Source organism: Flavobacterium nitrogenifigens, from assembly GCF_003254565.1.
GTDB lineage: Bacteria > Bacteroidota > Bacteroidia > Flavobacteriales > Flavobacteriaceae > Flavobacterium > Flavobacterium nitrogenifigens.
This window is the reverse complement of sequence record NZ_QJRI01000163.1, coordinates 48,445-72,835: the sequence shown is the minus strand read 5'-3', so window position 1 is coordinate 72,835 and position 24,391 is coordinate 48,445. Positions and strand designations below refer to the sequence as shown.

Here is a 24,391-nt window from a genome sequence, read left to right as displayed (position 1 = left end):
TTGTTACCTTTTTAAATTAAACATGTTATTTATCTTCCTCCTAAAAAGAGATTTACAATAATGTCTGAAATTAACGAGATCATACAAACTGTAAGCAATATAGAAAGCAAAAATGTGCTTAATGCTAGTTTTTTCAATTCTGGGTCTAATAATTTTGGATCTTGGTTTTTGTAAACCGTGATTAAATGTTTTGTCAACGGAATATAGGCCAATACAAACAAATATTGATCAAAATTATAATCGCTTAAAATGGCAAAAATAATAACTAAAAGCATTGCGCCACCAATCAAAGCATAATGGTAAAATTTAGCTTTTTCAGCTCCCATTTGTACTACAATTGTGTTTTTACCTGCTTTTTTATCTGATTCCTGATCGCGCATATTGTTTAGGTTTAAAACTCCAACGCTCAATAATCCGATGGCAACAGCCGGAAGAATTAAAAGCGGATCTACTTCTTTTGCGTATAAAAAGTTTACTCCTAACGTGCTCACTAATCCGAAGAAAATGAAAACGAATAAATCTCCTAATCCTCTATATCCATAAGCAGAATTACCTACAGTGTATTTAATTGCAGCCACAATAGCCGCAATCCCTAACAACAGGAAAAAAATAGAATACCCGAAATTGTCTTTTCCGAAAGCAAAATAAATTAATATGATTGCCGACAATAAAGTCAAAAATGAAGTAATAATAATAGCTTTTTTCATTGCCTGAGGTGTAATAACCCCACTCTGAATAGCACGCTGAGGACCAACACGATCTGCGTTATCGGTACCTTTTACACCGTCACCATAATCATTCGCAAAATTGGATAAAACCTGTAATCCTAACGTTGTCAATAAAGCAAAACCAAAGACTTTCCAGCTAAAAACTTCTGTTGGAGTGTTAATAGTTTCTGTTGGATTTGACAAAGCATAAATACTTCCAACTATAATTCCGGAAACTGATAAAGGTAATGTGCGCAATCTAGCGGCTTCAATCCAATGTTTCATTATTTGTTTTGTTTGTTTAGTTTCAGGTCTCAAGTTTCAGGTTCCTAACTTGAGACCTGAAACTTGAAACTATTTTATAACTTATTTATGGTAACCACTTATTTTCACCAAAATTTGGTTTTCTTTTTTCTAAGAAAGCATTTCTTCCTTCTTTAGCTTCTTCAGTCATGTAAGCTAAACGAGTTGCTTCTCCTGCAAAAACCTGCTGTCCAACCATTCCGTCGTCTGTTAAGTTCATTGCAAATTTTAGCATTTTTATAGAAGTTGGTGATTTTTGAAGGATTTCTTGAGCCCATTCGTAAGCTGTAGCTTCAAGTTCGTCATGTGGAATTACAGCATTTACCATTCCCATTTCAAAAGCTTCCTGAGCAGAATAATTTCTACCTAAAAAAAAGATTTCACGAGCTTTTTTCTGACCCACCATTTTTGCCAAATATGCTGATCCGTAACCGCCGTCGAAACTTGTTACATCTGCATCAGTTTGCTTAAAAATAGCATGCTCTTTACTTGCAAGTGTCATGTCACAAACCACGTGTAAACTATGTCCGCCACCTACAGCCCAGCCTGGAACAACAGCAATAACAACTTTTGGCATAAAACGAATTAAACGCTGCACTTCTAGAATATTCAAACGGTGTTGTCCATCATCTCCAACATATCCTTGATGTCCTCGTGCATTTTGATCTCCACCACTGCAAAAAGAGTAAATTCCATCTTTTGTTGAAGGTCCTTCAGCAGAAAGTAAAACAACTCCAATTGAAGTATCTTCCTGTGCATCGTAAAAAGCTTGGTATAATTCTGAAGTAGTTTTAGGACGGAATGCATTTCTCACATTTGGTCTGTTAAACGCTATTCTCGCTACTCCGTTGCATTTTTTATAAGTTATATCTTCAAATTCTCTGGCTGTAATCCAATCCATTTTGATTTTTTGTTTAAATAATTATACGGTAAAAATAAAGCATTTTTACTATTTTACCTACTCAATCCGCCTTAAGTCTTTGCTAAATTAACTACCAATGTTAACAATTGGCTTTTACTTACAAAAAATAACATTTTTTAACATTAGTTTAGAAAATTAATAATTAATTTTACAGCCTAGAAATCAACGAGATACAAAATATTTCAAAGATTTCAGATTGATTTTCTTTCACTGATTTATTAACCTAAAAAATGATTTTTTTGAGAAAATTTAAAAAATTTGTCGCTCATTTTTTTAGGGTTTTCACGAACAAACCTCAATTAAAAGAGCAAATGATTTATGTGTTTGTCGAAACTTCAAAAAGAAAAAAGTAACACCTAAGGTTAAATGTTAGAATTGTATCTATAATTAGTATAGAAATGATAACGAAAAGAGGAAAAAGTACTAATTCGCACTTTCTAAAAGTTATTTTATAAAACCAATGGATGAGCCGTGAAATTCTTTTTTTGCTTTTGAGATAGGTACATCAAATCATTTAAAAGACATACCCATCAATGGAATAATTTCTAAAATTCGTAAAGCTATTGTTCTGAGATGGACTCGAATTATTTTATTTCTGTTTTTTTTTAATTACAATTTTTTTTAAAACTGAATAAAAAGCGAAAGGCTACTTGTAATAAGTGGCCTTTTGTATTACCATTATTTTGCTTTCGCAAAAATAAATTCCAAAAAATAAAAATTCCAAATTCCAATGTGTTTCGTTGAATCAGTCTTGGAATTTGGAATTTAAAATATTGGATTTTTTAGGTTTTTATTCTTTTACCAGATAAATTCCGTCTTCCTTTATTTCGATCAGTTTTTCTTTGTACAAAGCACCAATTGCTTTCTTAAATGATTTCTTACTCATTTTCAAAACTGTTTTAATGTCTTCAGGATGAGAATTATCATTCAATCTAAGAAAGCCTCTGCTAGCTCTTAGCTCGCTTAATATTTTTTCAGCATTAGGCTCAATACTTTCAAAGCCTTGTACCTGAAGCGCGACATCAATTTTATTATCGGGACGGATGTTTTTGATATAACCGCGCATTCTATCTCCCGTTCTTATTGCATCATCGTAAACTTCATCTTTATATAAAAGGCCTTTATGTTGCTCATTTATAATAACATTGATCCCCATGTCTGTAATATGAGAAACAATCAAATCTACCTCTTCACCTTTTTCAACCGTCAAATTATCATTGCTCAAAAACTGATTCGTTTTGCTTGAAGCCACTAAACGATTAGTTTGTTTATCCATATACAAATAAACCAAATAGCGTTTTCCTTTTTCCATTGGACGCGCCTGCTCTTTGAACGGAACAAGGATATCTTTTTCCATTCCCCAATCCATGAAAGCACCTACATTATTGATGTAGTTCACTCTCAAAAGAGCAAATTCATTCAGTAAAATGTACGGAACCAAAGTCGTAGCAACTGGTCGCTGTTCGTGGTCTAAGTAAACAAAAACGATTAATTCTTCGCCAATTTCAAAAACTTTTGGCACATATTTATTTGGAAGCAAAACGTCGTGAACACCTTCTGGATCATTTTCTGGATCTCCTAAAAACAAACCAACTTTGGTATCACGTAATATAGTTAGCGTATTGTATTTTCCTATTTCTAGCATTTTTATAAGTTTCTAAGCAGTCGAACTGCTAAGTTTCTGAGGCGCAAAGGTACGAAGTTTGGCGTGGTACAAAGAAATTAATTTTAACAAAACTTAATTTGCAGGTAAAAAATAGAAAATCCCTTTATAAACATATGCTATAAAGGGATTTTGAATCTTTGTCAAATCTAGATTATTTAAAGATGCTTTCTTTCTTAAAGTGCACAGTCAGTAAATAATACACTACAGCTCTGTATTTGTGCTTATTAGATTTTCCGTATTTTTCCAAAACAGCATCTAATCCTTTGTCTAAATCTGGACCGCTTTTTAAACCTAATTTCTTAATTAAAAAGTTATTTTTTACTGTATCTAATTCTGACTGCTGTGAAGAAGCTACCGTAGAAGCGTCGTCATTGTAAATTGACGGACCGCAAGCAATTGTAACTTTTGTCAGTAAATCTACGTCAGCTGTAATACCACATTTCTCTTTTAAATCGGCTGTGTACTTTTTAATTAATTCTTCTCTCTTGCTCATAATTATTTAATTTGGTGAATAATGAACCAAATGTATAATTAAGAAAAGCATCAAACAATTATTTTAACAAATATTTTCTTTCAAATTTAATATAGATATTTAAAATACTGCTTCAGAATCTGATCATTTTCAACTGTTGGTGTAAAAATTTCTAAAATACAAGGAGTCTCATCAGAATTATATATCGATTGGATTCCATTATCTAATGATTGAATATCATGGGCTGCTAAATAGTCAAATCCATACATTTTAGCCAAATGTTCAGCCGTCAATTTATGAGATGTCTCGAAATAAGTATTGAAAACTGGTTTTTCTTGATGGCCAGGAAGAATTCTAAAAATTCCTCCTCCTCCATTATTAATCAAAATAATTTTGAAGTTTTTAGGAATATAAGAATTCCATAAAGCATTGCTGTCATATAAGAAACTTATATCGCCAGTGACAAAAACGGTCTGCTTTTCGTTTCCAACTGCTGCACCAATTGCCGTAGAAGTGCTTCCGTCGATACCGCTTGTGCCGCGATTGCAAAAAACTTCAATTGTATCATCAATATCAATAAGTTGTGCATAACGAATTGCTGAACTATTGCTAATTTGCAACATGCTATTTTTAGGCAATGATTCGATAACTTTTTCGAAAACTTTGAAATCTGAAAATTCAATTTTGCTTAAATATTCTTTTCTTCTTTCTAATCTCGTTTGGTAGACAGTATCTACATTATTAAAATACTTACTTTCTACAAAAGAAGTTTTTGAAAGCAAGTCTTTAAAGAAATCATTCGGCTTCATTTCAAAATGTTTTGTCAATGCTCCAAATGTGTCATAAGCTCGTAAAGTATCAATATGCCAATGCTGATTTGGTTTGTATTTTCGCAAAAATCCTTTAATTCTTTTTGAAACAACCATTCCTCCAAAAGTTATTAAAACTTCAGGGTTAAACTTCTTAAAATCAAAATCATCAAAAGGAGTAATTAAAGTATCTATTGAATTGATAAAACTATCGTGATGAAGATTTGAAGTTGTTTCTGTAAGCACTACAACTGACGGATCTGAAGCTAAATTTTCTATAATCTCTTTATCAATTGCATTTGCTTCGTTAACTCCAACTAAGATTAGTTTTCGTTTAGCAGTATTCCAAACAGAAACAATTTCTTCGCTATTTTCTATTATTTGAGAATTAGTTTCTGGCTCCAAAATTGAAATTTTTGGATTTACAGAAAGCTCTTCTGTTGTTTCATAAAGCGGCTCTTCAAAAGGTGCGTTAATATGCACTGGGCCTTTTTTAAGAATAGCCGTTTCAATGGCCAGATTGATTTTTAAGTCATTCTCTTCAGATGCTTCTTCAGTTAAATTAGCATTGAAAACAGAATGGTTAGCAAAAACATTTTCCTGGCGAATGGTTTGTCCGTCACCAATATCAATTTTACTCTGTGGACGGTCAGCTGATATTACAATCAATGGAATCTGACTGTAGAATGCTTCTGCCAGAGCAGGATAATAATTTAATAAGGCAGATCCTGAAGTACAGACTATAGCTGTTGGCTGTTTGGTTTGCTGAGCAATTCCCAAAGCAAAAAAAGCGGCACAACGCTCATCTGCAATGCTATAACAGGTGAAGTTTGGATTTTGAGCAAATCCGATGGTTAACGGTGCATTTCTGGATCCTGGAGAAATTATAATATTGACAATGCCTTTGGCAGATAAAATTTCTATAATGCTTTGTGCAAGCGCTATTTTGGGGTAAATCATTCCGGTCGTGTATTACTTTTTTCAAAGAAAATCTTTTAGTTGATTTTTCTTCATCTTGCTTACAAAGTTACAAACTTCGCATTTGATTTATATTATAATTAGGAATATATTAAGGCTCTTTCTAGAAAAAGGAAATATATTTGTAAAATCGAATAATTAATAAAAGCCTGACCGAATATGCGTTTCTTATTTATACTTTTTTTTTTATCTGTTACTTTTCAAACTATCATTGCTCAAAATCAGTTTGTGCCTGTTGATGTTCCATATAAAACGGCTTTAGAAAATGCAAAAAAAGAAGGAAAACCACTTTTTATTATGCTTTATGCAGATTGGTGTCCGCATTGCAATTTAATGAAAACGGAAGTTTTGAGTGATCCTGCTATTATGGCATTTTTGAATAAAAATTTTGTCTGTACTTATAAAAATATAGAAAAGGAAGAAGGGATTGCTTTAAAGAATCAATTCAATACCAAATCGCTTCCTACTTTCTTATTTCTTGACAGCAATGAAACGTTGATTTATGCATTGAAAGGTGAAATGAAAAAGCCAGAATTTCAGAATGAATTAAATAATGCTTTAAATCCGAAAATGCAATTGCCTTATTTAGAAAAAGAATTTCTTGCTGAACCAAGCAATTCAGATAAATTCTTTACCTATTTAAATACTTTAAAAAAGGGAAAAGACAGAACTGAATTGTCAGTACCAACGCATATTTATCTAAACACACAATCTGACAAACAATTAGTTAGTGAATTAAACTGGCGTGTTATTGCTAATGGTGTAACCGATATAAAATCTAGAGAGTTCCAATACGTTTTAAATCATCAGAAAGAATTTGCAGCAGTTGCTTCTCAGAATCGTGTTGACCGTAAAATAGAAAGTATTGTAAATGAATTGCTTCGTCCTTTGGTTGATAATTTAGACACTGTAAACTATTATAAACAAAGAGAAGTTGCAAAATCAATCCGATTACAAAAAACAGATTCTTTGGTTTTTAAATATGATTTAACGTTAGCCGAAAGAACTGAAAAATGGAATTTCTACAAAAAAGTCACTCTTGAAGACACTCAGAAATTGGTCTGGAACGACGCAAGTTTTTTAAAAGATATAGGAAATACTTACTTTAAACATATTAGTGATAAAGAGAGCTTAAAAAAGGCCATTTTCTGGGTAGATCGTTCTTTAGAATTAAATGATTCTTATGACGGTAATCTGCTTGAGGCGAAGCTTTATAATAAAATAAAAGACAAAAAGAAGGCTCTAGAATATGCCAAAAATGCCAAAGCCATTGCCAAGGAAATGGACTGGAATTCTAAAGAAGTAGACACTTTATTAGCTGAATTAAACACCAAATAACTTTTAACAACTAACCAATGAGCATTATTATAAGACCTGCAGTAACAAACGATTTGCAAAAGATTCTAGAAATTGTAAATAATTCTATTTTGCATACCACTGCCAATTATAGTTACGAAATCCAGACTTTGGAAATTCAGACAAAGTGGTTTGAAGACAAAGTGTCCAAAAACATTCCTGTAATTGTTGCCGATTTAGATGGTGAAGTGGTTGGTTTTGGAAGTTACGGACAGTTTAGAGAAAAAATAGGCTTTCAATATACTGTTGAACATTCTGTTTATGTGGTCGATAATATCATTGGAAAAGGAATTGGTTCTAAACTTTTGACAGAACTAATCTGTTTGGCAAAAGAACAAGGTTATCATGTTATGATTGGCGCCATTGATGCCGATAATGCTGGAAGCATTGCCTTTCATGAAAAATTCGGATTTGTAGCTACGGGTACAATTCGTGAAGTTGGCTACAAATTTGACCACTGGCTAGATTTGGTTTTTATGCAACTTATTTTGGTTTAACTGCAAAGGCACTAAGGATTACGCAAAGTTCGCGATGTTGTTTTAAAACAAAACCCGACAGGTTTTAAAAACCTGTCGGGTTTGATTTATATGAGTATGCTTAAACTTTTTTAACTCTTAATCCAATTAATAACTTCAGGTTCTGTTACTAAAGTTTTTGGTTTAATTACTTTTACCAATTCTCCTTTTTCATTGATTAAGTATTTTTGAAAGTTCCATTCTACTTCAGAATCCTGTAGACCGTTTCTTGATTTTTCAGTCAAGAATTTATAAACATCACACATATCGCTTCCTTTAACAGAAACTTTGTTCATCATCGGGAAAGTTACACCGTAATTCTGCTGGCAGAAAGTTTCGATTTCTTTGGCAGTTCCTGGCTCTTGTGAAGCAAAATTATTTGCGGGGAAACCAACAATCACAAACCCTTTATCTTTATATTCTTTGTAAACTGCTTCTAAATCTTTGTACTGTGGAGTTAAACCGCATTTTGATGCAGTGTTGACAATCATGATTTTTTTGCCTTTTAAAGATGCAAAGTCAAAGGTATCTCCTGATAAGTCTTCTACTTTAAACTGATAAATTGTTTCTTTAGCCATGGCTTTATCCTTTTTAGATAATTTGTTTGTATTAGTTTGAGCATTTACCCCTGTTATTGACAAAACAGCTGCTCCAAATAGCATTAAAAGTATTTTTTTCATCTGATAATTTTTTATAAAATTAGCTAAAATCCATTTTCAAAAACCATTTTCAGTCTTTAATTTTTGCCAATCAAAAGTTAAATAAAAAATGAAGCCTAACGTTAATCAGACGTTAGGCTTCCCCCCATACAAACAAATCAAACCATGAATTAATTATTATGCAATCTTTTATAAATTATAGTTGATGACTCGGTTATGTCGAAAATTCGTTTATCCCCCATATGCCAAACGTCTTTTTGAAAAATCTTCAAATGGCTTGTATTGATGTAAAATTAAATCCTAATAGACGAGACATATTAAAAAAATCTTCAATCTGGAAGTCCGAGCACATCAACTATACAATATTTATGTTTTGTTCCTTTTTATAATCAAATCTTATTTAACCACAAATTCCTGAATCATTCACATCTGTCCAACCAGACAAAACTTCTTTCATAAAATCTTTTTCAGTAAAAATGGTTAACGATAAAACTGTTGTTAATCCAACTATTAATATTCTAACTATTATTTTGCTATCCATAAGTCTTTAATAATGTTCTAACAACAGTTTTATTCTTAATTTTTATAACTGCAAATAAGATCTTTCTCACCTTATTAATTTCATCTACGTAATTGGATTGTTTTTGGTTTTAAAAAAAATGCAAAAAATTGATTTTTTTTTCTGACCCCCTTATTTTCTTAGGTTTTGGATTACTAAAAAAAATATAAAAATGAAGAAAAAATAAATTAACTTTATAACAGGTTAGCATATAATACTTTAGCTTTTAATGTTTAAACTTAAAAATCCAAATCTATGAGTCAAGAAGAACTGCTAGTTTTAATTTACAAAAAGGACGAAAAAGCTTTTACACATTTGTACGACATGTATTCTAAAAGTTTATTTTCTGTCATTCACGTCCTAATTAAAAATCGAGAAGAAGCAGAAGATGTGCTTCAGGATGTTTTTGTCAAAATCTGGAAAAACATCGATTCCTACAACGAGAGTAAAGGACGATTTTATACTTGGATCCTAAACATCGCCCGAAACACCTCGATCGATAAACTTCGTTCTAAAGACTATAGCAACAGCCAAAAAAACCTTTCATCAGATAATTTCGTAAATCTCTTAGATGAGAGTAATAAATTGAGTCACAAACTTGATGCAATTGGAATTCAGGAATTTGTAAAAAAACTAAAACCAAAATGTATCGAAATAATCAATTTATTGTTCTTTAAAGGATACACCCAGCAAGAAGCTTCAGAAGAATTGGCACTGCCACTGGGGACTATCAAAACACAAAACAGAAACTGTATTAACGATTTACGTAATTATTTGAAGATATAATGGAAGCACAAGAATATATAGAATCAGGAATTTTAGAGCTATACGTTTATGGCCTATTAAGTGAAAAAGAAAACCTAGAAATTGCCGAAATGGCAAAAAAGAATCCCGAAATGGATCAGGAAATTATTTCTATAGAAAAAGCTGTAATTGCTCTTTCTTCTAGTTTTTCTCCTTTCCATTCTGTGGAAAATTTCGAAAAAATCAAAGCTCGTCTTGAACTTAAACACGGAAAAGTAGTCGATATCAAACCAGCTTCAAACTGGTCGCAATATGTTGGTTGGGCAGCTGCAGTATTGTTATTGCTAGGTTTAGGGTATCAGACTTTAGAATTAACTAAAACCAAAGAAGCCATTTCTACTGTTGGAAATGAGAAAAATAAAATACAAAGAGAATATGCCTTTTTAGATCAGCAGAATAAAGAAACCGAAAAAAACTTGGGTATTGTAAGAGATATCAAAAATACTGGAGTTACTCTTGGCGGTCAAACAGTTTCGCCAACTTCATTTGCAAAAGTATATTGGAATCAACAGACTAAAACTACTTATATAGATGCGGCAGGTTTGCCCGCACCGCCAAAAGGAATGGTTTATCAGGTTTGGTCTTTGAAATTAAGTCCAGTTCTTACTCCGACAAGCATTGGTTTACTGGATAATTTTGAAGGCAATAAACAAAAAATCTTTGCTGTAGATCAAACCGATTCTGCAGAAGCTTTCGGAATTACTTTGGAGCCAGCTGGAGGAAGCCTAACTCCAACAATGGAACAGCTTTATACTTTAGGAAAAGTTTAAAATTAATCTTTTATAAAAAGCTAAAACGCATATTCAGTGTAATATGCGTTTTTTTATTATTTTTAATTCACCAAAAACCAATTTTATGAATGCAAACTTACTTTTGAGAATCGCGATCGCGATTATTCTCCTCACCCATTCCGTTTTCGGAATGTTTAATAATGGCATTAATGATTTTGGAAATCTTTTCCTCAACCAAATTGGTTTTGCTCCTTATGGCGTATTTCTTGCCTGGAGTATCAAATTATCTCATGTTGTCGCGGCAATACTTTTATTAGCAAATAAATACATTAAACTTGCTGGCTTTGTTACCATCTTCATTCTTATAATGGGCATTGTTTTAGTGCACTTTCAAGAAGGCTGGTTTGTTGTATGCGGCGGAAGAAATGGTGCCGAATATAATTTTCTTTTAATTATAGTTCTCTTGGTAATTATGTATCCTAATGGCATCATAAAAAAACAAAAAAGTAATTCATAAATCAAATATCAAGTTTAATGGAAATAATGTGCAAAAATTGCCATCAGGTCTTTAAAGGCCATTATTGTAACAATTGCGGACAATCTGCAGAAACGCATAAAATAAATGCGCATTTTTTATGGCACGATATCCAGCATGGTTTATTGCATTTTGACAAGGGAATATTATATTCTTTAAAACAATTGTTTACCAGACCTGGTCATTCTATCCGCGAATTTATAGAAGGAAAAAGAGCCCGTCATTTTAAACCTTTATCTTTGGTTGTAGTTCTTGCTACCCTTTACGGACTTTTATATCATTATTTTCATATTGATACCTTTGATCATGTAGAGGCTCCTATAGACTCAAATTTTTTAAATGAATGGTTTGCTACACATTTTTCGTGGGTAACAGTGGGATCTATTCCTATTTATACTATTGGTACTTATCTCGTTTTTAAAAATCAGGGGTATAATTTTGTCGAACTTTTTGTGCTTAATACTTTTAAAGCTGCTCAAAGAATTTCTGTACAGCTACTAACAATACCTACTATGATTTTTCTAAATCATACATCTCACATGCAGCAATACACTTATACGATGTATATTATTGGTATAGTTTTAATCTTTTGGACGAACATTCAGTTTTTTAATAAAATGTCTAAAACAAAAGCATTTTTCTTATCTATACTAAGTCACCTGATCTTTTTGGCTTGCTTTTTTATAATCATGATTATTATACTTCTTCTCTCTGGAAACTTTAAAACTTAACATAAAAAAAAACGGCTCAACATGATGTTGAGCCGTTTTATGAATTAATAATTATTTCAAATCATCTATTTCTTCACTTTTTTTGTTTTATAGTATTTTCTATACTTTGGATACGTAACAGCTCCAATTATAGAAATTGTAATCAAGCAGTAATAAATCCAGTTTAATGAATGTGCTTCGCCACTTGCGTAAGAGTGTAAACCTACTAAGTGGAAGTTTACTCCATAATAAGTAAACAAGATAGAAACAAAAGCATACATACTCATTAAGTTAAAGAACCATTTTCCTCTTAAAGCAGGAACAAAACGAGCGTGAATTACAAACGCATAAACCATAATCGAGATTAAAGCCCAAGTTTCTTTTGGATCCCATCCCCAGTAACGTCCCCAGCTTTCATTTGCCCATTGACCACCAAGGAAGTTTCCGATAGTCAGCATGATAAGACCGATCGTTAAAGACATTTCGTTGATATAAGTTATCTCTTTAATGTTCAATTCCATTTTAGCTTTGTTTTTCTCAGTTGTAAAGAAAATCAATACTAATGATACAAAACCTAAAATCATTCCTAATGCAGTCGGACCATAACTACCTACAATAACTGCAACGTGAATCATTAACCAATATGAATTAAGAACTGGCTGTAAATTTGCAATTTCTGGATCGATCCAGTTTAAGTATGCTGCCATTAAAATCATAGCAGTAACAAAAGCTGATGAAGCAACGGTTAATTTTGATTTTCTGTCAAAAGCCAATCCGAAAAACATGGTTGACCAAGCCACATATACAATAGATTCGTAAGCATTACTCCAAGGAGCGTGACCAGAAATATACCAGCGTGCAATTAATCCTAATGTATGAAGCGCAAACAATAATCCGATAATAATATGGAAGGCATTTACAGTAATACGAAGCCATTTTTTCTCAAAGAAAATATTGACAATAATAAAAATGAACATAAAACTTGCCGCTGTAATATACCAATATGGTAGTTTTTGAAAAACGTCATATTTATTATAGGCAATCTCTGCATCAATTTTTTGCTCGCTTGGTCTTACTTTTGCGCCAAATTTCTTTTGAAAGCCATTGATGCTTTCTACTAAATTATCTGCTGTATCAAAGTTTTTCTCAATAGAACCATTATTTAAAGCGCTAAAATATAAAGGCAGAATTTGCTTTACGTAAGTAGAATCCATTCCTTTAAAACCAGCACTTTCGCGTTCTAGATAAGAAACCCATTTATGATTTGGATCATTAGGAATCGGGAAGATTCTTAAAATACTACCACTTAATGCAGATTCCATTAAGTTTACTTTTTTATCGGTTTCAACAAAATCTTTTTCAAAACTATTTGGATTAGCCGCTTTATAAGCTGCATCTAAATACGGAGATAGTTTATAATTGCCCTGTTCATCAAAGAATTTTACAAATGGTGCGTATTTATCTTTCGAATCGATACCAATGATTTTACGGATACTATCATTTTTTGTATTGATATAAATAATAGGAACCTGAATCCAAACCTGGGCATATTGCGTCATAGACAAAAATACCTGATCAGAATTCATTTCGTTGTATTTGTCATCATGACTTACCTTACGAAGTAATTCAGAAGAAAACGTATTAATTGGCTTCATTCTCCCCCCAGCATCCTGAATAATCAGACGCCCAAATTTTGCAGCGTGAGCTTCCGGAGCTTTGTAAATATTCAATAAAGAATCTAGTTGTTTTTTGCTTGGTGGTGCAGTAACATGATTCGCATGATCATTTGGATCTGCACTGTGATTGTGATCATGATCATGTGAGTGAACATGCGGTGATTGCTGAGCAAAACTGCTTAAACTCAACATTAAGACTAAAATCGTAATTAGTTTTTCTTTTTTCTTTTTAACAGCTTCAAGCTTGCGCTTCAAATCACCAAAACGAGAATGTTTAGTAAACATAATAGCCATTAAACCAATATATAATAGATAATAACCAAAATAAGTAATATTAGTTCCCCAGAAATCATGGTTTACAGATAAAACAGTTCCTTTTTCGTCTGGATCAAATGAAGACTGGAAGAAACGGAATCCTTTATAATCTAAAACGTGATTCATAAAAATATCTGCATCAAAAGTTTCTGTAGAGTCTTGAACCGTTACTTTACTTTTGTATGAAGAATAACTTTTTTCCGTTCCAGGATATTTCTCAGCAATAAAGTCGTTCAAACGAATTTTAAATGGCAAAACATATGCTTTACTTCCGAAGAATAAAGAATACTCGATGTTACCAATTTTAACAGTTTTTGCTTCTCCAACTTGTCCTTTATTACCAAAAAGCATCACTTCTTTTTCTTGTCCTTCTGCTTTTACTTTAACCACTAAAGCATCTTTATGAGATTTGGCTTTAAAGTCATTATTAGATTCGTAATCTACTTTTCCTCTCATTGGAGGCTCTGGAAATACAATTCTAATATCTCCAATGCTATATAACGAACGCATCATTAAAGGCTGCACATTATCCTTCGTAACTGTGCCTTTAAATTGGTCTGCCATTCGCATAAATTCACCTTCAAAAGGAGTTTGAATCGTGTATTCTTTTCCAGTTGTATTGATGTTAATTGCACCATCCGTCTGCTTATTCAAAGCAAATAAGACATTGTGAATGTTCTGAACTTCACCTTCTTTCAGATAATGTTCTTCACGTCCGCCTGCACCCGCTTCAACTAATTTCAAGTATAAAGTTCCTTTTGGATCTGGTTTAACCACTTCTTTAGCTCCCATGATATAGTTCGAATAGGTAACTTCAAAAGGAGTTTCGTCAAATTTTCCTGAAATACTAAAATCATTATTTGTAACAGGAGAAAGTAAAAGACTTTTTTCAAAAACCCTTCTTTTCATTTCACCCTTATATTCACCATCAGCAAAAATGGTTAAAAAGGTTTTATCTGAATAAACTTGGTTTTCTGCCGCGCCTTCACGAATTGGCATCATTCCTTCATAACTAATATATCTAGTAATAAAAGCTCCTAAAAGGATAAAAATAAAAGAAAGGTGCAATAAAAGACTTGCCCATTTTTCTTTTTTATGCAGTTGATATTTTTTGATATTTCCGAAGAAATTGAGCACAAAGATGGCCATAATAGCTTCAAACCACCAAGTATTGTAAATTAGTATTCTGGCTGTATCGGTATTGTATTTACTTTCGATAAAAGTTCCAACACCCATTGCAATTGCAAATGTTAAAAAAAGAACGGCCATTAATCGTGTAGAAAACAAAAAAGAGAATATTTTTTTATCCATTTCTTAGGGATTACATTGTATAAAAGTGCGACAAAAGTACTCAAAAATGTTGATTAGCAGGCTTTGCCTTTTGTTAATAAAAACCAAAAATAAGGACTATTTTTCAAACAAATTGATAATATAGAAAGTTAAAACCTACAAAACCAATATGCTTTTTTTTATTAATTGCTTTTATAAAAAAAGTGTTAGAATTCTAACAGAAAATACCAGACAATAAAAACTTCAAAAAAGCATTATCAATATGGATTAGGCTCCCTGCATTAAAAAAATAATACTAATTTTGCTTTCATGATTCAGATAACGATAATTGGTTCCGGCAATGTTGCACAACATTTGATAAAGGCTTTTTCTGCCAGCAAAATTGTTGAAATTAAACAGGTTTTTTCGAGAAAGAAAGAAGCCTTAATCCATTTAATTGATTCTGAAAAGATTGTAACCGATTTTGCAGCATTAGAACCAACCGATTTACATATTATCTCAGTTTCTGACAATGCTATTTCAGAAGTTTCAGAACAGCTACCGTTTAACAATCAGCTAGTGGTTCACACTTCTGGAACATCTTCAATTGAGCTTTTAAACCCTAAAAATAGACGTGGTGTTTTTTATCCGCTTCAAACATTTTCTAAGAATAAGGAAATAAATTATTCGATAGTTCCTTTCTGTTTGGAAGCAGAAAATACAGCCGATTTTAAACTTTTGGAGACAGTTGCTAAAAGTATTTCTACTGCGGTTTATTCTATAAGTTCAGAACAGCGAAAAGCGCTTCATGTAGCAGCTGTTTTCGTTAGTAATTTCACAAATCATTTGTATCAAATAGGACAAGAAGTCTGTGAAGAAAATCAAGTTCCTTTTGCTGTTTTACGACCATTGATTCAGGAAACCGCTGATAAAATCAACACACTCGATCCTATTGATGCACAAACGGGTCCGGCCATTCGCCATGATTCAAATACAATTGACTCGCATTTGGCTTTTTTACAAGACGAAAACAAAAAAAATATCTATAAAATCCTAACACAATCTATACAGCATAATGGCAAAAAGTTATAAAGAATTAATGAATGACATCACAACCTTTGTTTTTGATGTAGACGGCGTACTTACAGACAGCTCAGTTTTTGTTACCAATGAAGGCGAAATGCTAAGAACAATGAATATTCGTGATGGTTTTGCAATGAAAGCTGCAATCGAAAGTGGTTACCATGTTTGCATTATTTCTGGCGGAAGCAATGAAGGCGTTCGCATTCGTCTTCAAAATCTTGGCATTAATGACATTCATTTAGGAACTCCAGATAAAGTGAAAACTTTTAAAGCTTATACCGAAACTCATAATATTAAACCTGAAAATGTGCTGTATATGGGAGACGATATTCCAGATTTTCACGTGATGAAATTAGTTGGACTTCCTACTTGTCCTCAAGATGCAAGTCCAGAAATTAAGAATATCTGCCGCTATATTTCACATGTAAAAGGCGGACGTGGCGCTGCAAGAGACGTTATCGAGCAAGTAATGAAAGTGCAAGGGAAATGGATGGAATACTTTAACGGACAACACGATTAATTTAATTGTGAATTGTTAATTATAAATTGTTAATTAAAAAACTTAGAACCTTAGCATCTTAGCCCCTCAGAACCTTAAAAAAATGAAATTCCTCAAACTCATTCGTTATAAAAACCTTTTAATGCTTGCTTTTATGCAGCTGCTTTTTCGTTATGCCTTTTTAAAACAGCAGGAAATTCCGCTGGCATTATCAGACTGGCAATACGGATTACTTGTATTAAGCACTGTTTTATTGGCTGCTGCAGGTTACGTTATCAATAACATTTACGATGTAGGAACCGACAGCATCAACAAACCAAATGATGTAGTAGTCGGAAAAGGAATTACAGAAACTATGGCCTACAATATTTATATTGGTCTGAATATTTCTGGAGTTGCCCTTGGTTTTATTCTGTCGAATATTATCATGAGGCCAACTTTTGCTTCGCTTTTTATTTTAATCGCATCGTTGCTATATTTTTATGCAACAACGCTAAAACAAATTATGATTTTAGGCAATTTTGCTGTGGCATTGCTTTTGGCTGTGAGCGTTTTAATTATTGGAGTTTTTGACCTTTTTCCTGCTACAACAGGCGAAAACCAGGCACAAATGGCAAGTCTTTTTTCCATTTTAATAGATTATGCTTTATTTGCTTTTATGATTAATTTCATACGCGAAATTGTAAAAGATATTGAAGATGTCAATGGCGATTATAATATGGGGATGAACACATTACCAGTTGCAATTGGAGTTAACCGAGCTGCAAAAATAGCTTTAGGTTTTGCCGTTATTGCCTTCATTCTATCTGGATTGTATTGCAATACTTATTTCATGCAAAATAAGCTTTATATTGCTGTATTTTATGCTTTTGCAACAGTTTTAGCACCTTTACTATATTTTATTGTCAAAATATTTAGTGCAAAATCTCAAAAGGAATTTCATCATTTAAGCAGTATTTTAAAACTTATTTTGTTCTTCGGAATTTTATCAATCTTGGTTATTGCCTTAAACATTAAATACAATGCTTAAAGAAAAATTAAAAAAATATAAAATCATTTTAGCTTCGGGTTCTCCGCGCAGACAGCAATTTTTTAAGGATTTGGATCTTGATTTTGAAATTCGTTTAAAAGACGTTGAAGAAATCTATCCTCCAGAATTAAAGGCCACAGAAATTACCGATTATCTTGCTGAATTAAAGGCTAATGCATTTGAAGGCGAATTGAAAGAAAATGAAATTCTAGTGACAAGCGATACTATTGTATGGCATCAGAATAAAGCTTTAGGAAAGCCAAAAAATGCCGAGGAAGCTTTTGCTATGATCAAATCGATGTCTAATGCAACGCATGAGGTAATTACTTCGGTTTGCTTTAAAACAGCCCACTCTTCTACTCTTTTGCATGATATTACTAAAGTAACTTTTAATGATCTGTCAGACGAAGCTATTTTATACTATATCGAAAACTACAAACCTTACGACAAAGCTGGTGCTTATGGCATACAGGAATGGTTTGGTTTTATGGCAGTTGCAAAAGTAGAAGGCTCTTATACCAATGTAATGGGACTTCCGACAGCTAAAGTTTATGAATTTTTGACTACATTAGTGTAAAAATTTATTTATGTTTTCCTTTAAAGAGTATAGTCGAGAAATAATAGCCACAATCATTCTTATTGGTATTTTGATTGTGCTTCGTATCGTAATTGCAAAATTAATACGACGTTTTGCTGCTACAAGCCAATTATTTGAACATCGTACCAATTTGGTTATTAAGTATATTAATATTTTAATGAATATACTTGTTGTCACAACTTTGATCCTAATTTGGGGCGTTCAAACCGAAGACATTTTTATTACAATTTCTTCTATTGCCACTGTAATTGGAGTTGCGATGTTTGCTCAATGGTCTATATTAAGCAATATTACTTCTGGAATGGTTTTATTCTTTTCTTTTCCTTTTAGAATTGGAGACACCATTAAAATTCATGACAAAGATTTTCCAATCGAAGCCGAAATTGAAGACATTAACACCTTTCATGTAAGCTTAAAAACAAAGGAAGGAGAGAAAATTGTTTTTCCAAATAATCTATTACTTCAAAAAGGAATTTCTATTATTCCTGCAAAGTATGAAGAGCGTGAATTTTTCGACTAAAATTTGATGGGAATTTTATAACGGGCACGAGAAAAGCTAGAACGTAAAAAGACAAATAAATCGTAATATTTGTTATATAAATTCAGCTAAATAAAAATAAAAATGACTCGGCCTATAACATTACCATTTTATGCAAAACTTTCCTTTATTCTTGTTACTTTAATCTGTTTTGCATTTATTTTTTGCATCGGAAAAGATATTCTTACACCCGTTCTAATGGCATTCTTATTTGCTGTTTTATTGCTTCCGATTTTTACTTTTTTAAATACAAAATGTAAGTTTCCAAGACATCTCGCAGCAATTGTTTGTCTTGTCCTTTTTATATCTTGCATTGTCGGAATCTTAGTTTTTATCTCTTACCAAGTCACTTACATAGCAAATGATTTTGAAACTATAAAGAAAAATGCCAACTCCTTTATTGTTGAAATCCATAAATTTATAAGAGAAAATTTTCAGGTAAGTATTGGAGAACAGAAAAAATATCTTGATTCTGTCACAAAAGATTCGGTTAAAACGGGTCAGGCTAAATTAGGCTCGTTTATAATTTCGATAAGCGATGTTCTTTTGGATAGTACCATTATGATTATTTATACGTTTCTGTTTTTAATTTACAAAGAGCATTTTAAATTGTTTTTTGCGAAACTAATCAAACAGGAAAATCATGCTGTTTTGCAAGATATATTATCTCAAATAAAAGTTTCGATCAATAATTATATAGTAAGTTTGATTATCGAAATGATTGTCGTTTCAATACTAACTAGTCTTGGTTTGTGGATTATTGGCGTAAAATATTTTATCCTTCTCGGATTAATCACTGGAATTCTGAATCTTATTCCTTACATTGGAATTTTTATTGCTGGAGTAATTACGGTTCTGGCATCGCTAACAGGATCTGGAGAAATTTCAGTTATTCTCGGAATTCTAATTGTAAATATCATTGTTCAGTTTATCGATAATAATCTGCTCGTGCCTTTAATTATAAATTCAAAAGTAGAAATAAACGCCTTTGTTTCAATAATGGGAATTATCGTGGGAGGAGCTGCTGCTGGAATTTCCGGAATGTTTTTAGCTATTCCGCTTCTTGCTATTTTAAAAATCATTTTTGACCGAGTTGAATCACTCTCAGCTTGGGGTTATCTCATGGGAAATCATGTTCCGAGAAAATTTGTCTGGAGAAAAAGAAAAATTACAACAGAAAATTAAAAATAACGTTATGCTAGCATAGCATTTATTAATTCCTTATATTCATAAAGCTTAAATTTGTTTGAAGAAAACTACCGAATGTCTTTAAATTATAAAATACTTTTTTTTATTCTGCTTTGCTTTTGTTTACAGAGCGGATATGCTCAGGTAGATAAAAGTAAAAAAGAGCCCAAAAAAGAGAAGGACACTACAGAAATCTATACTAAGATTAGAAATTATTCTAAAAAAAATAAGTTTACGCAGACGATGCATAAATTGTTTTTTAAATCTAAAAAGCCAAAGAAAAGAGATGAATTGCTTGTTCCTATAGATTCTACGAATTACGAAGGAAAAATTATTCGAAAAATAAACATTATCACTTTGGATCCTTTTGGTCATTCTGTTGCTGATACAACACAAATGCCTAGAAACTGGGGAGAAAGAATGGGAAATAGACTTCACTTGAAAACTAAAAAGTTTGCGATTTATAATTTATTGCTTTTTAAGAAAAACACACCTTATAATACCTATAAAGTTCTTGAGAGCGAGCGTTTAATTCGTGCACAACGATATGTTACAGCGGTTCGATTTTCCAATCAAAGTGTTGGGCAAGCTTCAGACTCTGTAGATATTACGATTCGTGTTTTAGATTCATGGAGTACCATTCCTAGATTTTCAATTTCAAGTAGCCAAATGTCGATTGGTTTTAAAGAAAAAGACTTTTTTGGAACAGGGCAGCAATTAGAATACCGTTTCACCAATCGTTTTGATGATGGACGAAATGCCAATGAGGCAACCTATACAGTTCCAAATATTAAAAATACTTATATCGGTACTGTCTTTCATTACAATATGGATTTGGACAATAACTATATTAAAAGTATAAATATTAAACGAGACTTCTACTCTCCTTTGACTAAATGGGCAGGTGGATTTTATATTGATGAAAGTTTTAGAAAAGATACACTACAAGCACCTGATCTGACATTTGCCTCTCAGCCAAAAAAATATACGTCACAAGATCTTTGGGCCGGATATGCTTTTAAAATGCATGAAGACCAAAATAAGTCAATAACAAATTTGATCACAACAGCACGTTTTCTGAATGTAAATTACAGCGAAACGCCTTCAGAAATTTATGACCCTGACCATTTTTATTCTTCAGAAAAACTAATCCTCAGCGGAATTGGATTGAATACTCGTAGATTTATAAAAGACAGTTATATTTTTAGAAATGGACAGACAGAAGACGTTCCGATAGGACGGATTTATGGAGTAACTTTTGGCTATCAGTATAAAAACACTTTTTGGAGGCCTTATGTTGGGGCTCAATTCTCTTTTGGAAATTATTATCGATTAGGTTTCTTGAGTATGAATTTTGAGGCGGGAACTTTTTTTCATCAATCCAAAACCTATCAAACCTCGTTCTTGTTTGAATCCAATTATTTTACAAAATTATACAGTATTGGAAATTGGAAAATAAGACAATTCGTAAATCCGAAAGTGGTTATTGGTATAAATCGGGATGATATTATTGGTGACCAGTTAAATATAAATGAAGAAAATGGACTAGCAGGGTTCAATAGCTATTTGTATGGAACCAGCAAAGCCATTCTATCATTACAAACACAGACATATTCACCTCACTCTTTACTTGGATTTCGTTTAAATCCATTTTTTAATTATTCAATTGCAGTACTAGGAAGTCCAGAAATGGCAATGACAAAAAGCAAACCTTATTCTAAACTCACTGTAGGATTATTAATTAGCAATGACTATTTGGTTTTCAGTTCATTCCAGCTTTCACTATCCTATTATCCAAGTATTCCACAGCAGGGAGATAATGTTTTCAAGACAAATACTTTTGAAACTACCGATTATGGACTGCAGAGTTTTGAGTTAGCAAAACCTAGAGTGGTTAATTACAAGTAATTTTTTTTATTTTTTTTAAGAAATTTTTAAAAGCAATAAAAACTCTAAATATCAACAGATTAAAGCTATTGCCGATTTTAATTTATTCGACGAAATGCATTTTTATCCGACAAAATACATCGTAACATTTTTTTTGGCACAGTATATGAATATCCCTATTCAAGATTAACATTTAAAAAAAACAAAAAAGATGAAAACGATAAAATTAGCAATCGCCGGATTATTTCTACTGGTTGCAAACGCCACACAAGCCCAAGTATCGATAAACGTAAATATTGGAAATCCACCAGCTTGGGGTCCAGTGGGATATACAGATATGGAATACTATTATCTGCCAGATATTGAAGCTTACTACGATGTTCGTGCTGCTCAATTTATCTATTTCGGAGGAGGAAGATGGGTAAGAACAACTTACTTACCTAGACAATATAGAAACTATGATTTGTACGGAGGTTATAAAGTAGTTTTGACAGATTATCACGGTAGAACTCCTTATACATACTTTGACCGTCATAGAGTAAAGTACTATAAAGGATATCACGGAGGTCCACAAAGACCATACAGATCAAGACCAGTATATGGTTATGATGATAGAAGAGATTACAAACGTTATGACAAACACTACGATAAGCACCATAACAAACACGATCGTGATGACCACGATGATGATCATGATCATGGTCACGGACATGGAAGAAGATAAATACTAAATTATTAACAATCAAGGCAAGAGAGTATCATTTATTTGATACTCTCTTTTTTTGTGGCAATTTAATTTTGAACTTTTGTTAAAAAACTGTAATTTGTGTATAAATCACTGAAAAACAACTTGTTTTACTAAAATTAACCTTTGTTTAATGTGATTATGATATATATTTGCGCCGAATTTTAAAATCCAAAAAAGAAATTTATGAAAAAGAATGTTTATTTGCTTTCATTTTTAGCAATGTCACTGTTAATAGGATGTGACGATAACAATGACAACAAAAACGATGGACAATCGTCAAATAACATTACTATTACCTCAGATCAATCTGCTTTAAATCAAAGACTTGACTTGACTAATTCGGGGGTAATTTCGATCGAAAATGGTTCTCTAACGGGAAAATCTGCAGAGACAGCTAACACTTCTTTTCCTTTAGTTCAAATTGCTGAAGTAAAACCTCCAGTTGATGCCAACGGAAGAACGCTACAAGCCAGCCACGTTACAGTAAACGGAAATTATGCCTATGTTTCTTATATCACGAGAGGCGATGCCTATTCTGGAGCAATTGATGTAATTGATGTTTCAGATCCTTATAAACCAAAATTGGTTACTTCTGCTTTAATTCCAAACACTGATATTACCTCTCTTACTTTTTCTGGGTCAAATTTAATTATCGGAGCTGCGAAAGATGTAGACAAAGATCCGCTTCTTTCTACAAATCCAGCTATTGTTCTTAACATGGAATTAAGCTCTGGCTTGCTTACGGATAAATTCAAAACCAATTATTTAGAGAATAGAGTTACAACAGATGTGGCAGCAAATACTTCTACATATTTTGCTGTAACTGGAGATAATGGAAGTTTATTCAAACTTAGCGGTTCAACTAAAGAAATTACTGGAAAAACAGCTGTAGCCGATTTGAGATCCATAGCCTTAACAAGTGATAAAGTGGTAACTTTAAGCGGAACGAAAGGTGTTAATGTTTACAATCAGTCAACTCTTGCTTTGCAAAAGAGCTTTACAACCTCTACTGATGTTAGCGGTGCAAAAAGAACAATGGATATTGACGGATCAAAACTTTTTGTTTCTGAAGGTCCAAACGGCCTTGGTGTTTACGATATTAACAGCGGATCTAAATTGCAGAGTATTGCAATTACAACAGCTGGAGAAGATAATGTAACAAATGCTGTTTCTTTTAATGATGGTTATGCTTTTGTGGCAAACGGTGCTCTTGGCTTAAACGTTTATCAATCAACAACACAACTTAATTTGTTAGGTTCTGTTGGAATTGCTGGTTCATCAAACTATGTAAAATCAAGCGGTAACTATATTTATGTTGCGAGCGGAACTGGCGGTTTGAAAATCATTAAAATGGAAAAACCAAATACCACTTTTGCAAACTGTACCTCTTACATTGTATACAATCAAGGTAAAGATTTGATTTTGAATTCTAACGACATAAAATCATACCAAGGAGCAACTGCTATTAATTCGGTAATTATTAATTCTAGTGCTGTTTTAACGCATTGTGGTTCTATTGCAATTCAAAATGGCCTGATTTTAAACAGTGGTGGTACTTTTAATATGACAGGAAGTTTATCACAAGGAAAATATCAGCAATCGAATCCTACAGAGTTAATTATCAATAATAATGCTCTTTTACAGATTGAAGGTTCTGTTGTAATCTGGGGAGATTTAAGATTAAACAGTGGTGCTAAAATTAATTTCATTGGAAGCAATTCTTCTATCACCATTTACGGAAAGGTTACTAAAGGAAGCAATGTAACGATTACAGGAACTTACAAAGACACTGAGAATAAATTGAAATAAACACTTCAAAACTCTTAAAGAAAAG

The 24,391-nt window shown here is 32.4% G+C and carries 23 protein-coding genes; 15 read left to right on the top strand and 8 right to left on the bottom strand.

Translation table 11 applies throughout. The features are described from left to right. Positions 1-29 precede the first annotated feature (29 nt). The 5 genes from menA to menD all read right to left on the bottom strand — a co-directional run bounded on the left by menA (position 30) and on the right by menD (position 5,839). Entirely contained in the window at positions 30-992 is a 963-nt protein-coding gene (gene menA, locus DM397_RS04365) for a 1,4-dihydroxy-2-naphthoate octaprenyltransferase (protein ID WP_111376372.1), read from the bottom strand. An 85-nt stretch (positions 993-1,077) separates the two neighbouring features. Continuing rightward, the gene (locus DM397_RS04360; RefSeq protein WP_111376371.1) at positions 1,078-1,911 is read right to left on the bottom strand and encodes a 1,4-dihydroxy-2-naphthoyl-CoA synthase; all 834 of its coding nucleotides are present in this window, start codon (positions 1,909-1,911) and stop codon (positions 1,078-1,080) included. 811 nt (positions 1,912-2,722) lie between these two features. Further along, positions 2,723-3,577: a CvfB family protein gene (locus DM397_RS04355; protein WP_111376370.1), complete on the bottom strand. Its 855-nt coding sequence runs from the start codon at positions 3,575-3,577 to the stop codon at positions 2,723-2,725. 172 nt (positions 3,578-3,749) lie between these two features. After that, a complete protein-coding gene (locus DM397_RS04350; protein WP_111376369.1) occupies positions 3,750-4,091 on the bottom strand; it encodes a DUF2853 family protein in 342 nt (113 codons plus the stop codon). Positions 4,092-4,177: 86 nt separating this feature from the next. Next, positions 4,178-5,839, bottom strand: a complete 1,662-nt coding sequence (menD, locus tag DM397_RS04345) for a 2-succinyl-5-enolpyruvyl-6-hydroxy-3-cyclohexene-1-carboxylic-acid synthase (RefSeq protein WP_111376368.1) — start codon at positions 5,837-5,839, stop codon at positions 4,178-4,180. 177 nt (positions 5,840-6,016) lie between these two features. Between menD and DM397_RS04340 the strand changes: the two genes are divergently transcribed. Together DM397_RS04340 and DM397_RS04335 are read left to right on the top strand one after the other, a co-directional pair. Further along, on the top strand, positions 6,017-7,195 hold the full coding sequence (locus tag DM397_RS04340; RefSeq protein WP_111376367.1) for a thioredoxin family protein: 1,179 nt from the start codon (positions 6,017-6,019) through the stop codon (positions 7,193-7,195). A 17-nt stretch (positions 7,196-7,212) separates the two neighbouring features. Next, positions 7,213-7,710 (top strand): GNAT family N-acetyltransferase, encoded by a 498-nt coding sequence (locus DM397_RS04335; protein WP_111376366.1) that lies wholly within the window; start codon positions 7,213-7,215, stop codon positions 7,708-7,710. Positions 7,711-7,820: 110 nt separating this feature from the next. Here DM397_RS04335 and DM397_RS04330 read toward each other — a convergent pair whose 3' ends face one another. Then, a complete protein-coding gene (locus tag DM397_RS04330; RefSeq protein WP_111376365.1) occupies positions 7,821-8,408 on the bottom strand; it encodes a glutathione peroxidase in 588 nt (195 codons plus the stop codon). A 379-nt stretch (positions 8,409-8,787) separates the two neighbouring features. Next, positions 8,788-8,928: a hypothetical protein gene (locus DM397_RS23780; RefSeq protein ID WP_162615459.1), complete on the bottom strand. Its 141-nt coding sequence runs from the start codon at positions 8,926-8,928 to the stop codon at positions 8,788-8,790. Between the two features lie 273 nt (positions 8,929-9,201). Here DM397_RS23780 and DM397_RS04325 point away from each other — a divergent pair, with 273 nt between their 5' ends. The 4 genes from DM397_RS04325 (at position 9,202) to DM397_RS04310 (ending at position 11,747) form a co-directional block, all read left to right on the top strand. Next, the gene (locus tag DM397_RS04325) at positions 9,202-9,732 is read left to right on the top strand and encodes an RNA polymerase sigma factor (RefSeq protein WP_111376364.1); all 531 of its coding nucleotides are present in this window, start codon (positions 9,202-9,204) and stop codon (positions 9,730-9,732) included. Next, a complete protein-coding gene (locus DM397_RS04320; protein WP_111376363.1) occupies positions 9,732-10,520 on the top strand; it encodes an anti-sigma factor in 789 nt (262 codons plus the stop codon). Before DM397_RS04325 ends, DM397_RS04320 begins: the two co-directional genes overlap by 1 nt. 85 nt (positions 10,521-10,605) lie before the next feature. After that, positions 10,606-10,998, top strand: a complete 393-nt coding sequence (locus DM397_RS04315; protein ID WP_111376399.1) for a DoxX family protein — start codon at positions 10,606-10,608, stop codon at positions 10,996-10,998. A gap of 17 nt (positions 10,999-11,015) precedes the next feature. Beyond that, positions 11,016-11,747, top strand: a complete 732-nt coding sequence (locus DM397_RS04310; RefSeq protein ID WP_111376362.1) for a DUF3667 domain-containing protein — start codon at positions 11,016-11,018, stop codon at positions 11,745-11,747. A 65-nt stretch (positions 11,748-11,812) separates the two neighbouring features. On the opposite strand, the gene ccsA is transcribed toward DM397_RS04310, so the two are convergent. After that, the gene (gene ccsA, locus DM397_RS04305) at positions 11,813-15,028 is read right to left on the bottom strand and encodes a cytochrome c biogenesis protein CcsA (RefSeq protein WP_111376361.1); all 3,216 of its coding nucleotides are present in this window, start codon (positions 15,026-15,028) and stop codon (positions 11,813-11,815) included. Positions 15,029-15,316: 288 nt separating this feature from the next. Here ccsA and DM397_RS04300 point away from each other — a divergent pair, with 288 nt between their 5' ends. The 9 genes from DM397_RS04300 to DM397_RS04260 all read left to right on the top strand — a co-directional run bounded on the left by DM397_RS04300 (position 15,317) and on the right by DM397_RS04260 (position 24,366). Next, positions 15,317-16,078: a Rossmann-like and DUF2520 domain-containing protein gene (locus DM397_RS04300; RefSeq protein WP_111376360.1), complete on the top strand. Its 762-nt coding sequence runs from the start codon at positions 15,317-15,319 to the stop codon at positions 16,076-16,078. Beyond that, positions 16,062-16,589: a KdsC family phosphatase gene (locus DM397_RS04295; protein WP_111376359.1), complete on the top strand. Its 528-nt coding sequence runs from the start codon at positions 16,062-16,064 to the stop codon at positions 16,587-16,589. The genes DM397_RS04300 and DM397_RS04295 overlap by 17 nt, the downstream gene beginning before the upstream one ends. An 82-nt stretch (positions 16,590-16,671) precedes the next feature. Continuing rightward, positions 16,672-17,598 (top strand): geranylgeranylglycerol-phosphate geranylgeranyltransferase, encoded by a 927-nt coding sequence (locus tag DM397_RS04290; RefSeq protein ID WP_111376358.1) that lies wholly within the window; start codon positions 16,672-16,674, stop codon positions 17,596-17,598. Then, positions 17,591-18,175, top strand: a complete 585-nt coding sequence (locus tag DM397_RS04285; protein ID WP_111376357.1) for a Maf-like protein — start codon at positions 17,591-17,593, stop codon at positions 18,173-18,175. The genes DM397_RS04290 and DM397_RS04285 overlap by 8 nt, the downstream gene beginning before the upstream one ends. A 10-nt stretch (positions 18,176-18,185) precedes the next feature. Continuing rightward, positions 18,186-18,716: a mechanosensitive ion channel domain-containing protein gene (locus DM397_RS04280; protein WP_111376356.1), complete on the top strand. Its 531-nt coding sequence runs from the start codon at positions 18,186-18,188 to the stop codon at positions 18,714-18,716. A gap of 102 nt (positions 18,717-18,818) precedes the next feature. Further along, positions 18,819-19,919: an AI-2E family transporter gene (locus tag DM397_RS04275; protein WP_111376355.1), complete on the top strand. Its 1,101-nt coding sequence runs from the start codon at positions 18,819-18,821 to the stop codon at positions 19,917-19,919. A gap of 78 nt (positions 19,920-19,997) precedes the next feature. Further along, entirely contained in the window at positions 19,998-21,830 is a 1,833-nt protein-coding gene (locus DM397_RS04270; protein ID WP_111376354.1) for a hypothetical protein, read from the top strand. Positions 21,831-22,020: 190 nt separating this feature from the next. Next, the gene (locus DM397_RS04265; protein WP_111376353.1) at positions 22,021-22,533 is read left to right on the top strand and encodes a hypothetical protein; all 513 of its coding nucleotides are present in this window, start codon (positions 22,021-22,023) and stop codon (positions 22,531-22,533) included. A 207-nt stretch (positions 22,534-22,740) separates the two neighbouring features. Then, positions 22,741-24,366, top strand: coding sequence for an LVIVD repeat-containing protein (locus DM397_RS04260; RefSeq protein ID WP_111376352.1), 1,626 nt, complete (start codon positions 22,741-22,743; stop codon positions 24,364-24,366). Positions 24,367-24,391 lie beyond the last annotated feature (25 nt).